Source organism: Embleya sp. NPDC008237, from assembly GCF_042956465.1.
Lineage (GTDB): Bacteria > Actinomycetota > Actinomycetes > Streptomycetales > Streptomycetaceae > Embleya.
Genome location: NZ_JBIBGL010000007.1, coordinates 347,072 through 362,655, shown reverse-complemented (window position 1 = coordinate 362,655; position 15,584 = coordinate 347,072). Strand labels below are relative to the sequence as shown.

Sequence of the window (15,584 nt, the reverse complement as noted above, 5' to 3'; positions counted from 1 at the left end):
GGACGGGTGCCGGTACCTTGGCGAACGTGCCGAACGTGCATCGCCCGCCCGCCGCGTCGATCCCCCGCGCCGCCGTGTTCGACGTCCTGCTCGCGGCGTCGGTCGCCGCCCTGGCCGGACTGCTGCGCGCGCTCGACTCCTTCGACGGCGACGGGTGGCAGACGCCACGACACGTGCCGTGGTGGGGGATTCTCGTCCAGGTCGTCGCCGGCCTCGCCCTCGTGCTGCGCCGCCGCCGGCCGCTCGCCTCGGCCGGGGTCGTCTTCGCGCTGTCGCTCGGCGGGCCGGTCCTGGCCGCGCCCTTCTCGGCCTACGCACTCGGCGCGTACGCCCCGACCCGGCCCGTGCGCTGGGCACTCGCCGCCGGGCTCGCGCTGACCATGTGCGAACCGTGGCGGACCCAGCCGGGCTCGGACCTGTTCGTCGAGTTCCTCGCCATCGGCACCCCGCTGCTACTCGGGATGTACCTGGCCTCCCGCCGGGGCCTGTTGCTCGCGTTGACCGAGCGCGCCGAGCGGGTCGAGCGCGAACAGGTCGAACGCGACCGGCAGGCACGCGCCGAGGAACGACGGCGGTTGGCCGGCGAGATGCACGACATGATCACCCACCGGGTCTCGCTGATGGTGCTCCAGGCGGGCGCCCTGCGCACGATCGCCGAGCGCGAGGACGTGCGCTCGGCCGCCGAGGAGTTGCGGTCGACCGGCTGTCAGGCGCTGTCCGAGCTACGCGAGTTGGTCGCGATGCTGCGGGACCCGGACGACCCGTCACCGGCCGGCGCGAGTGCGCGCGGCGGCGGGGCGACCGGGCTGGAGGTATCCGATCTGATCGCCGACTCGCGGGCGGCGGGCGTGTCCATCGAGCTGACCGTGACCGGCACCCCGGGCGACGTCGACGCGCCGGCCGCCGTGCGTACCGGGCGCCGCGTGGTGCAGGAAGCGCTGACCAACGTGCACAAGCACGCACCCGGCGCACACGTCGAGGTGTCGATCCGGTACGAGACCGCCGGCATCGGCGTCACCGTCGCGAACACCGCCGCGGCACGGCCCCCGGACGTCGACCTCGGCGCCGGCGGTACCGGCCTGCTCGGACTGCGCGAACGCGTCGAACTCCTGGGCGGCCGGCTGCGCGCCGAACCCGACGACACCGGCGGCTTCGTCGTGGACGCGCTCGTCCCGATCGCCACACCCGTCACCACCGACCGGACCCACCCGACCCACCGAGACCTCCACGAAGGTGCCGCATGATCCGACTCCTGCTCGTGGACGACGAACGCATGGTCTGCGCGCACCTGCGCACCATCCTCGGCGGCGCCCCGGACATCGAGATCGTCGGCGAGGCGTACGACGGCGCCGAGGCACTGGAGCAGGTGGTCCGACACCGCCCCGACGTGGTCCTGCTCGATCTGCACATGCCCGGCGTGGACGGGCTCTCCGCGCTGCGCCGGATGGTCCGGCTCGACACACCGCCCAGGGTCGTCGTGCTGACCACGATCGACACCGACGACCACGTGTTGCGCGCGCTGCACACCGGCGCGGTCGGCTTCCTGCTCAAGGACACCCCGCCCGAGGACCTGGTCGCGCTGCTGCGGGTGGCCGCGGACGGCAACACGGTGTTGTCGCCCGCCGCCGCCCGCAATCTGATCGGCGCGAGCGCCGCCCGGGACAGCGCGCGCCGGGCCGCCCGGCATGCCATCCGCAACCTCAGCGAGCGGGAGACCGAGATTTTGGGCTGCCTCGGCGAGGGGCTGTCCAACTCCCAGATCGCCGGCCGCCTCCATCTCACCGAAGCAACCGTCAAGGCGTACGTGTCCCGGACCCTGACCAAGCTCGACTGCACCAACCGCACCCAGGCCGGCCTGATCGCCCACGACGCGGGGCTGACCCGCTGAGGCCGTCGGCTATCCGAGCCGGTCCGCGAGCCAATCGGCGGTCTCGGGAAGCCACTCGGACTGCGCGTTGCACAGCAGGTGGTCGCCGTGCGGCACCACGAGCACCTCGCCCCGGGCCGCTTCGTGACCGGCGCGTTCGGCGGAAAGCACCCCGGGCGTGACATCGTCGCCGCCTTCGACCACCCGCAGCGGCGTGCCGATGCGAGCGGCGATCCCGGCGAGGTCGACGCGGCGCGCGAACTCCTCGGCGGCGCCCGCACCTCCCGCCCGCACGGTGAGCGTCTCCCGGACGAACACGGGGAGCTCGGCCCAGTCCAGCCGGTACGGGCCGCTGACCGCGACGGTTGCGGCCACGCGTGGTTCGTGCGCGGCGGTCAGGATCGCGTGGAAGCCGCCCAGGCTCATCCCGACCAGGCCCACGCCGGCGCTCGTGTCGAGGTCGGCGCGGGTCGCCAGGGCGTCGATCACCCGACCGGCCACGCGGTGGTGGTCGGCTCGCGGCGCGCCGTCGACCAGGACGCCCTGGCCCGGCCCGTCGTAGGAGAAGGTCGCGACGCCACGCCGCAGCAGGGCCTCGTCGACCGCGTGGAACTCCTCCTTGCCGGAGTTGAGGCCGGGCACCACGAGCACCACCCGGACGGGCCGCGCCGAATCGACCGGCCGACGCAACCATCCGGCGAACCCCTCCCCCTCGATCCGCACCGCCTCCGGGTCCAGGTAGCCGAACGCCCGCCCCATCGCGGCATCCGCCTCCCGCGCCGCCGCGATCGTGCGCGTGTGCTCGGCGAGCGGCGGGAACGTCGCGCAGTGCAACCAGCGGGCGGCGGTCCGAAACGCGTCCCCCGCGGACACCACGTGTCCGCCCGCCGCATACCGCTCACCCGCCGCGCGGTACGCCTCGCCGACCCGTCGGAACGCGGGCAGCCAGTCGTGGAGGGTGCCGAGGCCGCCGGTGACCCGGTCGTACTCGTGCGGGTCCACCCCGCACACGATCGCCCGGGAGCGATTGCCGGCGACGAACTGCGGGAGGAAGCCGGGCAGTTCGAAGACGGTGGAGGTGACGGAAGGGGAAGGCGGGGTCATGGTGGCGGCTGCGCTCTCTTGTTCGTCGGGGACTGCTCGGCCTCCCGGTCGGGATCAAGACGACCAGAGAACATCGGGGGCCGGGCCGGGGTCCAACAACCGCCCGGCGTCACCGACAACCGTCGGTTGTCGCCCGTGGTGAGGAGCGGTGCATGCCAGGCAGCCGGCCATGGATGGCGGCGGCCTATGGTGAGCGGCATGGATCTAGACCTCGCCCGGGTTCGTTCCTTCGTCGCGGTGGCCGAGCTGCGGCACTTCGGTCGGGCCGCCGAGCAGTTGGCGATCACCCAGCAGGCGCTGTCCAAGCGGCTGGCCCGGCTGGAGGCCGAGCTCGACGTCGCGCTGGTGGACCGCGGCGGCAAGGGCGGCCGGGGCGTGGGGCTCACCGACGCCGGCGCCCGCTTCCTGGAGCCGGCCCGTCGGGCGCTGGCCGCCGCCGACCTCGCGGTCGGTGCGCTCGGAAAGACCCGGCCCGCCCTGCGGCTGGACGCGTGGGGGCACCTGTACGGGCCGATGCGCACACTCGCTCGGGTGATCGACGCCGCGCCGGGTCCGGACCTGGAGCCGGGCGCGGGCCGCGACCTGCCGACGGTGGCCGCCGCGATCGCACGCGGCGACGTGGACGCGGGCTTCGGCCGGGTGCACGCGCTGCCCATCGGCGCGCCGCACGGGCTGACCCATCGGCCGGTCCGGCTCGAACCGGTGGACGCCGTGCTCGGCATCGACCACCCGCTGGCCGGCGCCGACGAACTGCGCCCGAGCGAGCTGCGCGGCAGTGTGCTGTGGTGCCCGGCGGCGGTGGATCGACTCGACTTCTTCGAACGATTCGCCGACGCGTTCGGGATCACCGAGTGGGCCACCGGACCCAACCTGGGCCTGGAGCACTTCGTCGACCATTTGCGTACCGATCCCACCTGCTTCACGCTGCTGCCCGCCGACCGCCCGCTGCCGGCCGGCGCCCGCGGGGTGCGCTCCATCCCACTGGTCGGGCCCACCCCGCTGTACGCGTGGTCGCTGCTGTGGAACGCGGATCGGCCGCATCCGCGGCTGCCCGACCTGCTCCGCGCGTTCGCCCGGATCGGCGCCCGCGAACGCTGGCTCGACCACGACCCGACCCGGGACTGGCTGCCGGACCCGGACCACGCGCGGCTCGCCGACTGACTCCGGAGCTTTCGGAGCTTTCGGAGCTCAGGAGACCAGGTCGGACCAGAACGGGACGGTCGCCGGTGCGTATTCGATCCCGCCGTCGGCGAACTCCACCGTGAGGTAGTTCGTCAGGTTCGCGCCGTACACCACGATGTCGGTCTGCGTCATCGACAACACCGGGTGACCCCACTGGCCCTCGGTGCCGGGCAGATAGCGGTGGCCGAACACCGGCACCATCGTCGGCACCCGCGCCAGGTGGTAGCGCGCCGACTTGAGCGCGTGCCGCAACTGCGCCGGACGCGCGCCCCACACGGGCGGCCAGAACGCGCCGTGCTCCACGTCGTACAGCACACCCTCGCCCGGCCAGCCCAGTTGGGCCTTGAGGCCGCGCGCGTTGCCATCGCGCCAATTCGGCCAACCCTTCCCGATCGGCAGGCCTACCGACAACAACAGACGGTGATCGGCGGCGAACCGGAAACCGAAGTGCTTTTCCACCGAATCGAACTCGTCCACCGTCAGTCCGGGGGTGAGCTCGGCGCCGGTACGCTCCAACAACCGGCGGAAATCCTGCTCGGTCGGTCGATCCGGGGGCGGTGTGGAGGTCATGGCCACAGAGGGTAGTCGGAGCCGTTCGGCGCATCGGTGTCGGCTTGTCCGCACGCGGCGCGATTTTGCCCAACCCGGGCTCGCCGAGCACCTGAAAGTCCGATGATCGGTGTTCTAGCATGAGCGCTCGATATCTGCATGAACGGTGTTGGGATAAACGGTCGGGGGACCCGTTGATCGACGAAGTTCGGCATACCCCGCGGGCCGCCCGATGACGGTCCCGCTTCTCGCCGCCGTCGCGGCCCTCATCGCCTTGGTGGCCGCTCTGATGGTGTTCGGTTTCCGCCGCAGACCCGCCTCGGTCGCGGCCCGCGCCGAGACGCTGTTGGCCCAGGCCGAGGCCGCGCACCGGGCGGGCCGGTTCGCCGCCGCCGAACGCGGCTATCGACGCGTCGCCGACGCCCTGGGCAGGCCCGATACCCCGGACACGCTCTCCGGCACGCGCGGGCGGGCGCTGATCGGGCTCGGCGAGGTCGCCGGCAGGCAGGGTCGCTCGGCCGACGCGATCACCGCCTTCCGCACCGCGTTCGCGCTGACCGCGCTGCCCGCCGCCGCGCTGGAACTGACCGCCGCGGAAGCGACCCGGCGGGCCGAGCCGGGGCCGCTGGACGTCGCGATCTGCGTGGACCTGGTCGTCCGCACCGACACCGACCCCGACCACGTCGCGTACGACTTCCTGGAGGCCAGGTGCGCGGTGGCCGCCGGCCTGCCGAAGAGCGAGCTGGTGGCGATCGAGGAACTCGCGGGCCGAATCGAGGCGGGCGCACCGCGGCTGGAATGGGCCGTGTACGCCCGCGCCTGCGCACTGCGCGACCTCGGTCGGGCGGCCGAGTCGATCGCCGCGTTCGAGCGCGCCGACCGGCTCGTGCCACGCGCGGCCACCGGGTACGAACTGGGCAGGTTGTACCGCGACGCCGGTCGTCCGGACGAGGCGCTCGCCGCGTTCGAGCGCTCGCTGACCATCGAGCCGGAGCGGCCCGAGGTGCTGTACGCGATGGCGCTGACCCACCTGCGCCGCAAGCCCGCCGACAAGGTGTCCCGGGATGCGGCGCTGGAAGCCGCCGTGGCCCTACTCACCCGCACCTGCACGCTGGCCCCCACCCATGCCCAGGCCTGGCTCGGGCTGGGCCGCGCCCAGCACGCGCTCGGCCGGGACGCGGCGGCCCTGGAACCGCTGCGCCGGGCGGCCGAGCTGTTGCCCGAACACGCGGACGTACAGATGGAGTTCGTCACGCTCACGCTGGCCCGCGGCGAACGCTCGGCGGCCTTCCCGGTGTTGCGCCGGGTGTTGGCGAAGCAGCCCCGGCACCTCGCGGCCAACCTGACCCTGGGCACGCTGCACGACCAGGACGACGACTTCGCGGCCGCGGCGCCCTGCTTCGAGCGGGTGGTGGCCGCCGAACCCGGCCATGCGCGGGCCCGGTTCGGCCTGGGCCGTGCGCTGTTCGAGCAGGGCGACGCGGCGGGCGCGGTACCGCACCTGGCCGAGGTGCGCGGGCGCAACGCGGCGCAGCACCACCTGCTGGCCCGCGCGTACAGCGCGACCGACGCACTGGAGGCGGCCGACGCCGCGTTCTCGGCGGCGATCGAGGCGGGCGACGACAGCGCGCTCGCGCACCACCGGCAGGCGTGCGTGCGGTTGCGGCGCGAGCGGCGGCAGGATGCGATCGCCTCGTTCTGGCGGGTGTTGGACCGGGTGGAGGACGATTCGCCGTTGGCCGCCGAGGCGTTGTTGTTCCGCGGCATCGCCTATCGGGACGAGGGCGACCTGGGCGCGGCGCGGGCCGACGCCGAGGCCGCGGTGGCCGCCGCACCGGGGGATGCGCGGGCCCACTACGCGCGCGGACAGCTGGCCGTCCTGGAGGACGAATGGACGCTGGCGCAGCGCGAGTTCGAGACCGCGGTCCGGGTCGACCCGGGATACGCGCCGGCCCGCTTCGGGCTGGGCCTGGTGCGCGAGCACGCCGGTGAGCACAGCCGCGCCGCCGAGGCGTACGAGAGCGGACTGGCGGCCCGGCCGGACTGGACGCCGGGCGTGGTGCGCCTGGGCGCGGCCCGGATCGCGGCGGGCCGGGTCGCGGACGGGATCGAGGTGCTGGGGCCGGTGCGTACCGAGCCGACCGGCGCGGCGCGCTTCCACCTGGGCCTGGGTTATGCCCGGCTGGGTCGGGTGGAGCGGGCGGACGAGCTGTGGGCGGCGCCGGGCGGGGTCAACGACGCGATCCGCGCGCACAACGTGGCCACTGCCCGGGACATGCTGGCCCGCGCGGCGCTCACCGCCGGCGACCATGCGCTCGCGCGCGAGCACTGGCAGGCGTGTCGGGATGCCTTTCCCGACCACGAGGGCTACCGGGTCGCGCTGGCCGAGACGCTGTTTCGCGAGGGCGCCGAGCTGTTGCGGTTCGGCCGCGATCGCGGCGCGCCGTTGACGGCCGCGCGGGATCGGCTCGGCGCGGCGGCCGCGCTGGTGCCGGGCGATCGGCGGATCCGGGTGCATCTGGCGATCGCGGCGCTGTACGCGGGCGAACCGGCGGTCGCCGTGCGGTTGTCCGCCGCGCTCGATCCGGTGGCCGATCCGCGGGTGGGCCACCTGGCACCGCTGGCCCGGCTCGCGCTCGGCGCGGGCACGGTACCGCTGGGTGCGCTGGTGGAGGCCGAACCGGCCGCGTGGGCGGTGCGCGGGATGCATGCGGCGCGGGGGCGCCGGTGGGACGACGCGGCGGAGGCATACCGGCAGGCGCTGGTGGTGCCCGGTCCGACGGAGCCGGAACCGCACGCGGCGATGTGCGAGACGGCCGGGTGTGCGGCATCGGCGCGGGCGGCTTGCGGTCAGTGTGGGCGGGCTTATTGCGGGGATCATGGGGTGTTGGGTGGGGGTGGCGGGGTCAATGGGGTTGGCGGGGCTGGTGGGGCTGGCAGGCTCGGCGATACCGGTGGGGTTGGTGGAGTTGGTGACGTCGGCGGGCTGAGGGCTGCCGGGACCGAACTCCCCTCGCGTTGTGGTGGTTGCGTGGATGCGATGTTGGCCGCGTTGACCGCGTGCGCCCATCGGGCCGGGGCGGGTGATGCCGCGGAGGCCGAGCTGATCCGCTGGGCCCGCGGCAGCGACCGCACCTCGGCGCACCACCTGCTGGCGCTGCTGCGTGCCCAACGCGGTGATCGCGACGCGGCGTTGGCAGGCCTGGAACAGTTGTTGGCCGGCCCCGGGGCGACCGACGAGGGCAGGCTGATCGCGGCTCGGGTGTATGTGCGCCGCGCCGCCGTGCACAGCGCCGACCTGGTCGCCGCGGCGGCGGACGTGGAACGGGCCGCCCGGCTGATACCGGAGTTGCCGCAGGTACGTCGGGCTCGGCCGCTGCTGCGCTCGTGGCAGGCGCTCGCGCACGCCCGTGCGGATCGACACGACGCCTCGATCGCGATCCGGCTCGACCTCGAACGCGCGGTGCCCACCGATGTGCGCAACCTCCAGTGTCTGGCGCTGTCCGCACTGCGCGCCGGTTCGGCCGGCGACGCGGGGCACACCACCGCGATGTGGCAACTGGTATGCGGTACGTGGGCCGCGGTGCTGTACAGCCCGAGGTTCTGGATCGACCTGGAGGCGCGCACCGGGCGGGAGATCTCCGCCGAGCAGATCCGGAACGCGCGCACCGAGCAGATCGAGCGGGTGCACCGCGAGTTGCGTGAGCGCGCCGAACGCAGCGAGGGCGCGGTGTCCGCGCTGTATCGCGAACTGGCGCAGCACTGGGCCCTGGAGGTGGCCGCGACCGAACGCGTCGCGCGCATCGAGCCGGCACCGGCCTCGATCGCGTGCGGTCCACTGTTCCTGGCACGGGTCACCGATCCCGAGCACGGTTCCCCGGCCGGGCGCGAACTCGCCGACGCCGTCCTGGCCGCGGTGGATCCGCACACCGCCGACCTGCTCGGCCCGTTGGGCGTGTACCACCACCTGATCGATGCGGGTCGATTCGACGAGGCGATCACCGGCCTGACCGCACTGGCCGGACTGGCCGGACCGGCCGCGACGCCCGGCGTGGCCGCGTTGCTCGCTCGGGCCCAGCTGGCCCGGGCCCGGGACTTGGGCGGGCGCGGGGAATGGTCACAGGCGCTGGCCTGTCTGGAGCAGGCCGCGCCGCTCCCGACCGATGCGACGAACCTGGCGGCCGAGGTCGGAATCCGGGCCGCGCAGGACGTGTTGGCCGCCGACCCGGGCGAACACACCGAGGCGGCAGGGCTGTTGGAACGCGCGTGGGCGTTGGCTCCGGACGGGCCGGGCCTGCGCGAGGCGTTGGCCGGGGCGTACGCGCAACTCGCCCGGCAGGCGCACGAACGCAAGCTGTACCGCGACGCGATCGCACTGGTCCGCCGGGCACTGGAGCTGACTCCGGACGACGAGTCGGTCCGGGCGTTGGCCGCCGGCGCACTCCGTGGGCTGGTGATGGAGTTGTTGGCGAGGAACACCGACGCGGCCGTCGCGGAGGCGGTCGTGGCGATGCGCGAGGCGTACGCGCTGGACCCCGGCGATGCGGGACGGATCGGCCTGACCAACGCGCTGTTCCTGAGCGCCGAACGGCTCGCCTTGCGCGGCGGCGCGCGCGAACAGGCGGTGGCGTCGATGCGCGAGGCACTCGAACTCGCGGACGCGGGTGCGGACGCGGCTGCGGGCGGCGGGGCGGATTCCTCGGCCACCACCGTCTCTTCGGCGTCGGAATCGCCGGTCGCGGGTCCGCCCGCCCCGGAATCGGCGGTGCCCGAGTCCCCAGTCACCGACTCGCCGGTCACCGGGTCGTCGGTCACCGGGTCATCCATCGCCGGCTCCTCGCTTGCGGCCGAGGCGCGTCGCCGGGTGGCCGCGTTGTTGGTGGCGGCGGCGCAGGCCCGCGAGCGGGACGAGGACTTCGACCGGGCCATCGACCTCCTCGAAGAGGCCCGGCACTACGGCGACGACCCGCCCACGCGCCGCGCGTTGGCGTTCAACCACTACTACGCGCGGCACTACGAGGTCGCCGAGGAGATGTTGCGCCACGAGATCGCCGGCGGCCTGGAGATCGAGTCGCTGCGCGAGGCGTGGATCGTGGTGGTCGTGGATCGGGCCTACGACCTGCTCGCCAAGGACGGCGCCTACGAGGCGATCGAGGTGCTCACCCGGGCGCTCGGCGAGCACGAGGAGCCGCGACTGCGGGACGCTCTGGTGGCGGTCTACCTGCGCGAGGAGCGCTACCAGGACGCGATCCGGACCCTGGAGGCGATCCCGTTGACCCCCGAGAACACCGTGCTGCTGGCCTTGGCGCTGCACAACGAGGGGGTCCGGCAGGCGAACATGGGCCACAACCACACGGCGCTCGTCCACCTGGAACGCGCGAACGAGTATCACCCGACCGACGGCACCCGGGAGATCCTGGACGAGATCCGAGCCCGCATCCACGGCTACTACTGACCGATCATCCCGACCACCCGCACCTCGGAGCACGGAACATGCCCGCATCGGAGCGATCGCCCTACGACGTCCTCGGAATCACCCCGGCGGCCACCCCACCCGAGGTGCACGCCGCCTACGAACGGGCACTGGCCCAGGCCGTCGGCACCGCCGAGCGCGAGGCCTGCACGACGGCCTACCTGCACCTGCGCAACACCGGCCGCCGATTGGGCGCCGACATCCTGGAGTACGCCGCGCCCGACCCGGCAACCACCGCCCGCGAAGCCTTCGCCGGCGTCGCCGACGAGCCCTTCCTGCCCCCCGACGCCCCTCCCCCACCCATCGCCGGCCTGGTCGTCCTCCGCCGCACCGACTCCACCGCCGACCACCAAGAACCCCCACCCACCAACGGCACCTTCGCCACCCCCACCCGCTTCACCCCCACCCCCGAAGTCCTCCCCCCGATCGACATCCCCCACTGACGCCCCACGGCCCGCCCGAAACGAGGCCATCCCCGGCCCGGGTTCACGGTGCGACGGTGCGAGTGACGGTGACGACCAGGACTCCGGCGCTGATCGTGTAGCGGACGAACACCCCTGAGATCGTGGCCTCCCGGCGGTCTCGATCGCCGCCGACCTGCACGGAGCCGGACCCGTACGGGTCACGGCCGATGGACGAGTCCACGGCGTTCTTGAAGGACCGGACCTGTCCGGAGGACAGGGGCTTGAGGCCGTCTTCGGCCTCATTCGTGTATTGCACGCGGTAGCTCACGTGATCGCGTTCCCGTCCCGGTCCACGCAGTCGCCGAAGTCGCCGGCCTTGAGACGCTCGTGTGCGGCCTCGTCGTCCTCCTGAGCCTCCGGCGGGAGCGCCCAGTGCAGGATGGCGTCCCGTTCGAGCCGATCGAGCGGGGTCTCGTACATGACCTTGTCGAACTCCTCGCGGCGCTCCTCGGGAAGAGCGGCGCGGATCTCCGCAAGCGTGTTCGGCAACTCGATGCGCTCGCCGCGGACGACGGTGGTCCTGGGCATGGGCGTCCTCCCATTCACGGTGACCGCCCAGGATGGCACCGCTCCATTCCCGATCGACACCCGGCGCACACGAGTGGAGCACACACGACCCGGAGTGCACCCGGGCGGCTCCCGGAGTCCCCGCAGGTCACAACCCGCGCAGCCGGTGCGTCTCCTCGGCCCGGCCGCCGGCCGTGATCGATGACCGTCGCACACGGGTGCGGTACGCGAACCGGTGTGCACCTGTGATTGCGCTACTTGGTTTCGCCCATGGCGTTTCGCAGCCAGGTGAGACTGCCGGTACGCAAGAGTTCCTCGGCGAGGCGCTTCGCGGACTCGGTTCGGATTCGTTGCCGACTGTTGGTGATCCAGCGATCGACGTTCACGTGGCCCTGATCGCGGTACTCCAAGGCCTGCACGAGGCATTCCAACTTGTCGGCGTCACCGGCACAGATAGCCTCGGTGGTTTCACGGGCCTCGTACTCGCCGATGATCGTCCGCATCAGCGCGCCCAACCTCGCGGGCATACCCAGCGATTGGTCGGCGGCGATCCGCTCGGCGTCACCCTTGCCAACGTACTTCTGGCTGATGTGCGCGAGATCCCCGGTGCGGGTCTCGCCGGTGTCGTGCCACACGCTCAGGAGCGCGGCCTTCGCCGGGTCGGCGCCTTCCAGTTCGGCAATGATCGAGGCAAGGAGCGCGGCCCGCCATGAGTGTTCGGCGACCGACTCCGGGTCCTTGACGCCGGCGATCCACCATCCGGTGCGCTTGTGGTTCTTGAGCGTGCCCGCCTCGAAGAGGAAGTTCGCCACGCTGTTCATGCCGTCGTCGCCCACCCGGTGCCCCTCACCTGTGTTCTATGTCTGCGACAGGCGGATCCGAACACGCGGCGGCGCCGCTCTCGGCCGGGCCGGTCGTACCGGAGCCGGGCCACACAAACGAGGCACTACCACCCCAGGGCCGCGTCACCCAGCCCGCAACACCCCCCGCCATCACCTTCCGCATCCGAGGAGCGCTCATGTCCGCCCAACCCCCCTGGTCGGTCGGCGACCACCTGTGGCGCAAGCTCGGCCCCCGCGACCACCACCTCGGCACCATCACCAGGATCTGGCACGACGGCACCCGGTGGATGGTCGAATACGAACACGGCGTCCGAGCACGAGAGACGGTCACCGCGCCCGCTGCCGAGATGTACAAGGGCGGCCCCATCACCCGGCCGGTCAAAATGGCGGCGCCGGCCGGAGCGGTTCACCCCACCCGCGGCGTCGCGCGGCCGGGCCCGAAGCCCCTTTTCGGCAACGCTTCCGTGGTGGGCTCGGCCGACTCGATACTTCCAGCCCCTCGGAGTCGCCCGTGCGGATCGCGAACGTACGTGGCAGGTCGTTCGGGTGTTTGCCGGGAGAAGGGCATTGTTCCGTCGAAGGCGCGATGCCGACGGTGCAACCGAGCCGAGCCGCCCCCGGACGCGCAAGCGCCGGACGGGCCTGGTTGGTCCGTCCGGCGCTTGTGGGGCATCCGGGTGCTAGCTCTTCGTGGCCATCGCCCGCAGGAAGAAGGTCAGGTTGGCCGGGCGTTCGGCCAGGCGTCGCATGAAGTAGCCGTACCACTCGGCGCCGTACGGGAGGTAGATCCGCATCAGGTCACCGCGCTCGACGATCCGGGCCTGCTCCTCCGGGCGGATCCCGTACAACATCTGGAACTCGAAGCTGCCCGGCGCCCGGCCGGCCAGGTCCGCCAGGTGTCGCGCGATGGCGATCAGGCGCGGGTCGTGCGAGGCCACCATGGGGTAGCCGGCGCCCCCCATCAGGATCCGCAGGCACCGCACATACGAGCGGTCCACGTCGCCCTTGTCCTGGAACGCGACCGACTCCGGCTCCTGGTAGGCGCCCTTGCACAGCCGTACCCGCGAGCCCTCGTGGGCCAGGTCCCGGCAGTCCTGCTCGGTGCGGTGCAAGTAGGCCTGGAGCACCGCGCCCACCCACGGGAAGTCCGCACGCAACTCGCGCAGGATGCCCAGCGTCGAGTCGGTCGTGGTGTGGTCCTCCATGTCCAGGGTGACCGTGGTGCCCACCCGCGCGGCGGCCACGCAGATCCGCCGGGCGTTGTCCAAGGCGATCCGCTCACCGTCGCCGGGCAAAAACTGCCCGACGGCGGAGAGCTTGACCGACACCTCGGCGCTGCGCGCGAGCCCGGTCGCGCCGAGGGTGTCGAGCAGCGCCTCGTACGCGTCCACCGTCGCGTCGGCCCGGGACCGGTCCGTGGTGTCCTCGCCCAGGTGATCGAGCGTCACCTTGCGTCCGGAGTCGACCAGTTCGCGGGTCACCCGGATCGCGTCCGCGAGCACGTCGCCCGCCACGAAGCGGTCCACGATCGCCCGGGTCGGCGGCAGGTGCTCGACCAGCGAGCGGGTCCGCGGCGAGCGGGCCGCCGCGAGGATGGGGCTGCGGAGCATCTTCTTCTCCCGAAGTACCGGTGGGGTGAGGGTGGGTCAGCCCATGTGCGGGTAGCGGTGGTCCGTCGCCGGGACGAACGTCTCCTTGATCGAGCGCGAGCTGGTCCAGCGCATCAGGTTCTGCATCGCGCCGGCCTTGTCGTTGGTGCCGGACGCGCGCCCGCCGCCGAACGGCTGCTGACCCACCACCGCGCCGGTGGGCCGGTCGTTGATGTAGAAGTTGCCCGCCGCGAAGCGCAGCACGTGCGCCGTGTGCGCGATGACCTCGCGGTCCTGCGCGATGATCGCGCCGGTCAGGCCGTATGCGGACACCGACTCCATCTGGGTGAGCATCGCCTCGTACGCGTCGTCCTCGTAGACGTGCACGGCCAGGATCGGGCCGAAGTACTCGTCCTTGAAGATCTCGTGGTCGGGGTTCGCCGAGACCAGCACGGTGGGCCGGACGAACCAGCCGACGCTGTCGTCGTAGCTGCCGCCCGCGACGACCTCGACCGTGTCGTCGGCGTGCGCGCGGTCGATCGCGGCCTTGTTCTTGGCGAACGCGCGCTCGTCGATGACCGCGCCCAGGAAGTGGCTCAGGTCGGTGGGGTCGCCCATCGACAGACCGTCGACGGTGGCCAGGAAGTCGTCCTTGAAGCCGCTCTCCCAGATCGAGCGCGGGATGTAGGCGCGCGAGGCGGCCGAGCACTTCTGCCCCTGGTACTCGAACGCGCCGCGCACCAGCGCCGTCCGCAGCACGTCGTGGTCGGCGCTGGGGTGCGCGACCACGAAGTCCTTGCCGCCGGTCTCGCCGACGATCCGCGGGTAGGTGCGGTAGCCGGCGATGTTCTCGCCGACCGTGCGCCACAGGTGCTGGAAGGTGGCGGTGGAGCCGGTGAAGTGGATGCCCGCGAGCGCGGGGTGCGCGAGCGCGACCTCGGAGACCGCGATCCCGTCGCCGGTGACCAGGTTGATCACGCCGGCCGGGAGCCCGGCCTCTTCGAGCAGGCGCATCAGCAGTACGGCCGAGAAGGTCTGGGTGGGCGAGGGCTTCCAGACCACCACGTTGCCCATCAGCGCCGGTGCCGTGGGCAGGTTGCCCGCGATGGCGGTGAAGTTGAACGGGGTGATCGCGTAGACGAAGCCCTCCAGCGGCCGGTGGTCCGTCCGGTTCCACACGCCCGGGCTGCTGATCGGCTGCTCGGCCAGCACCCGGCGGGCGAAGTGCACGTTGAAGCGCCAGAAGTCGATCAGCTCGCAGGACGAGTCGATCTCGGCCTGCTGCGCGTTCTTGCCCTGGCCCAGCATGGTCGCGGCGGCGAGCGTCTCCCGCCATGGGCCGGCCAGCAGGTCGGCGGCCTTGAGGAAGATCGCGGCGCGGTCGTCGAAGGACAGGTCGGCCCACGCGGGCGCGGCGGCCAGGGCGGCGTCGATCGCGTCCCGGGCGTCCTGGGTGCCGGCGTGCGCGAAGGTGCCCAGGCGGGCGGCGTGGTTGTGCGGCTGGACCACGTGGCCGCGCTCGCCGGAACCCATCCGGCGCACGCCGCCGATCGTCATCGGGAGGTCGATCGGGGCCGCGGCCAGTTCCTTGAGCTTCGCTTCGAGGCGGGCCCGCGCGGGCGTGCCGGGGGCGTAGTCGTGTACCGGCTCGTTGACCGGGGCGGGGACCTGGGTCACAGCGTCCAAAACGGCGCTCCTGTTCGGTGATCTGGGTGTGCGGCGATCCGGGTGTCCGGCGGTGCCGCGGCCCGGGTCGTCGGCGGTGCGGCGGTCCGGGTGGTGCGGCGATCCGGCAGTCCGGGTGGTCCGGTTGGTCCGGGTCGCCGGTGGTGCGCCGGCCCGGCGGTCGAGGTGTCCGGCGGTGCGGGGGATGGTGTCCGGCGGCCCGCCGGTCAGGTGTTCGGCGCGCCGCCGAATGCCTGATCCGCGAGCGATTCGGGCACGGATCCCGCGCTCAACGGTAGGCCGGACATGACTCCGGGTGTTTATCCGATCGGTTAAACTCGA

General features: G+C 72.8%; 12 protein-coding genes. 5 read left to right on the top strand and 7 right to left on the bottom strand.

The window, feature by feature from the left end:
* The first annotated feature begins 26 nt into the window (after window positions 1–26).
* Both ACFZBU_RS20520 and ACFZBU_RS20515 read left to right on the top strand, forming a co-directional pair.
* The gene (locus ACFZBU_RS20520; protein ID WP_391585044.1) at window positions 27–1,244 is read left to right on the top strand and encodes a sensor histidine kinase; all 1,218 of its coding nucleotides are present in this window, start codon (window positions 27–29) and stop codon (window positions 1,242–1,244) included.
* Entirely contained in the window at window positions 1,241–1,888 is a 648-nt protein-coding gene (locus ACFZBU_RS20515; protein WP_391585043.1) for a response regulator, read from the top strand. The genes ACFZBU_RS20520 and ACFZBU_RS20515 overlap by 4 nt, the downstream gene beginning before the upstream one ends.
* Window positions 1,889–1,897: 9 nt before the next feature.
* Here ACFZBU_RS20515 and ACFZBU_RS20510 read toward each other — a convergent pair whose 3' ends face one another.
* Entirely contained in the window at window positions 1,898–2,971 is a 1,074-nt protein-coding gene (locus tag ACFZBU_RS20510) for an alpha/beta hydrolase family protein (protein WP_391585042.1), read from the bottom strand.
* Between the two features lie 198 nt (window positions 2,972–3,169).
* On the opposite strand from ACFZBU_RS20510, the gene ACFZBU_RS20505 reads away from it, so the two are divergent.
* A complete protein-coding gene (locus ACFZBU_RS20505) occupies window positions 3,170–4,132 on the top strand; it encodes a LysR family transcriptional regulator (protein WP_391585041.1) in 963 nt (320 codons plus the stop codon).
* 27 nt (window positions 4,133–4,159) lie between these two features.
* On the opposite strand, the gene ACFZBU_RS20500 is transcribed toward ACFZBU_RS20505, so the two are convergent.
* The gene (locus tag ACFZBU_RS20500; protein ID WP_391585040.1) at window positions 4,160–4,723 is read right to left on the bottom strand and encodes a hypothetical protein; all 564 of its coding nucleotides are present in this window, start codon (window positions 4,721–4,723) and stop codon (window positions 4,160–4,162) included.
* 211 nt (window positions 4,724–4,934) lie between these two features.
* Here ACFZBU_RS20500 and ACFZBU_RS20495 point away from each other — a divergent pair, with 211 nt between their 5' ends.
* Together ACFZBU_RS20495 and ACFZBU_RS20490 are read left to right on the top strand one after the other, a co-directional pair.
* Window positions 4,935–10,157 carry a tetratricopeptide repeat protein gene (locus ACFZBU_RS20495; RefSeq protein WP_391585039.1) on the top strand — a complete coding sequence of 1,741 codons (5,223 nt, stop codon included), beginning with the start codon at window positions 4,935–4,937 and terminating at the stop codon, window positions 10,155–10,157.
* A gap of 38 nt (window positions 10,158–10,195) precedes the next feature.
* Window positions 10,196–10,618, top strand: a complete 423-nt coding sequence (locus ACFZBU_RS20490; RefSeq protein ID WP_391585038.1) for a hypothetical protein — start codon at window positions 10,196–10,198, stop codon at window positions 10,616–10,618.
* Window positions 10,619–10,661: 43 nt separating this feature from the next.
* Here the strand turns inward: ACFZBU_RS20490 and ACFZBU_RS20485 are convergent, their stop codons facing one another.
* The 5 genes from ACFZBU_RS20485 to pruA all read right to left on the bottom strand — a co-directional run bounded on the left by ACFZBU_RS20485 (window position 10,662) and on the right by pruA (window position 15,263).
* Complete coding sequence (locus ACFZBU_RS20485) at window positions 10,662–10,907, bottom strand: hypothetical protein (protein ID WP_391585037.1); 246 nt, start codon at window positions 10,905–10,907, stop codon at window positions 10,662–10,664.
* On the bottom strand, window positions 10,904–11,167 hold the full coding sequence (locus ACFZBU_RS20480; RefSeq protein ID WP_391585036.1) for a hypothetical protein: 264 nt from the start codon (window positions 11,165–11,167) through the stop codon (window positions 10,904–10,906). Before ACFZBU_RS20480 ends, ACFZBU_RS20485 begins: the two co-directional genes overlap by 4 nt.
* Before the next feature lie 233 nt (window positions 11,168–11,400).
* A complete protein-coding gene (locus ACFZBU_RS20475) occupies window positions 11,401–11,967 on the bottom strand; it encodes an HD family hydrolase (RefSeq protein WP_391585147.1) in 567 nt (188 codons plus the stop codon).
* 701 nt (window positions 11,968–12,668) lie between these two features.
* Window positions 12,669–13,598: a proline dehydrogenase family protein gene (locus tag ACFZBU_RS20470; protein WP_391585035.1), complete on the bottom strand. Its 930-nt coding sequence runs from the start codon at window positions 13,596–13,598 to the stop codon at window positions 12,669–12,671.
* 36 nt (window positions 13,599–13,634) lie between these two features.
* A complete protein-coding gene (pruA, locus tag ACFZBU_RS20465) occupies window positions 13,635–15,263 on the bottom strand; it encodes an L-glutamate gamma-semialdehyde dehydrogenase (protein WP_391585034.1) in 1,629 nt (542 codons plus the stop codon).
* Window positions 15,264–15,584 lie beyond the last annotated feature (321 nt).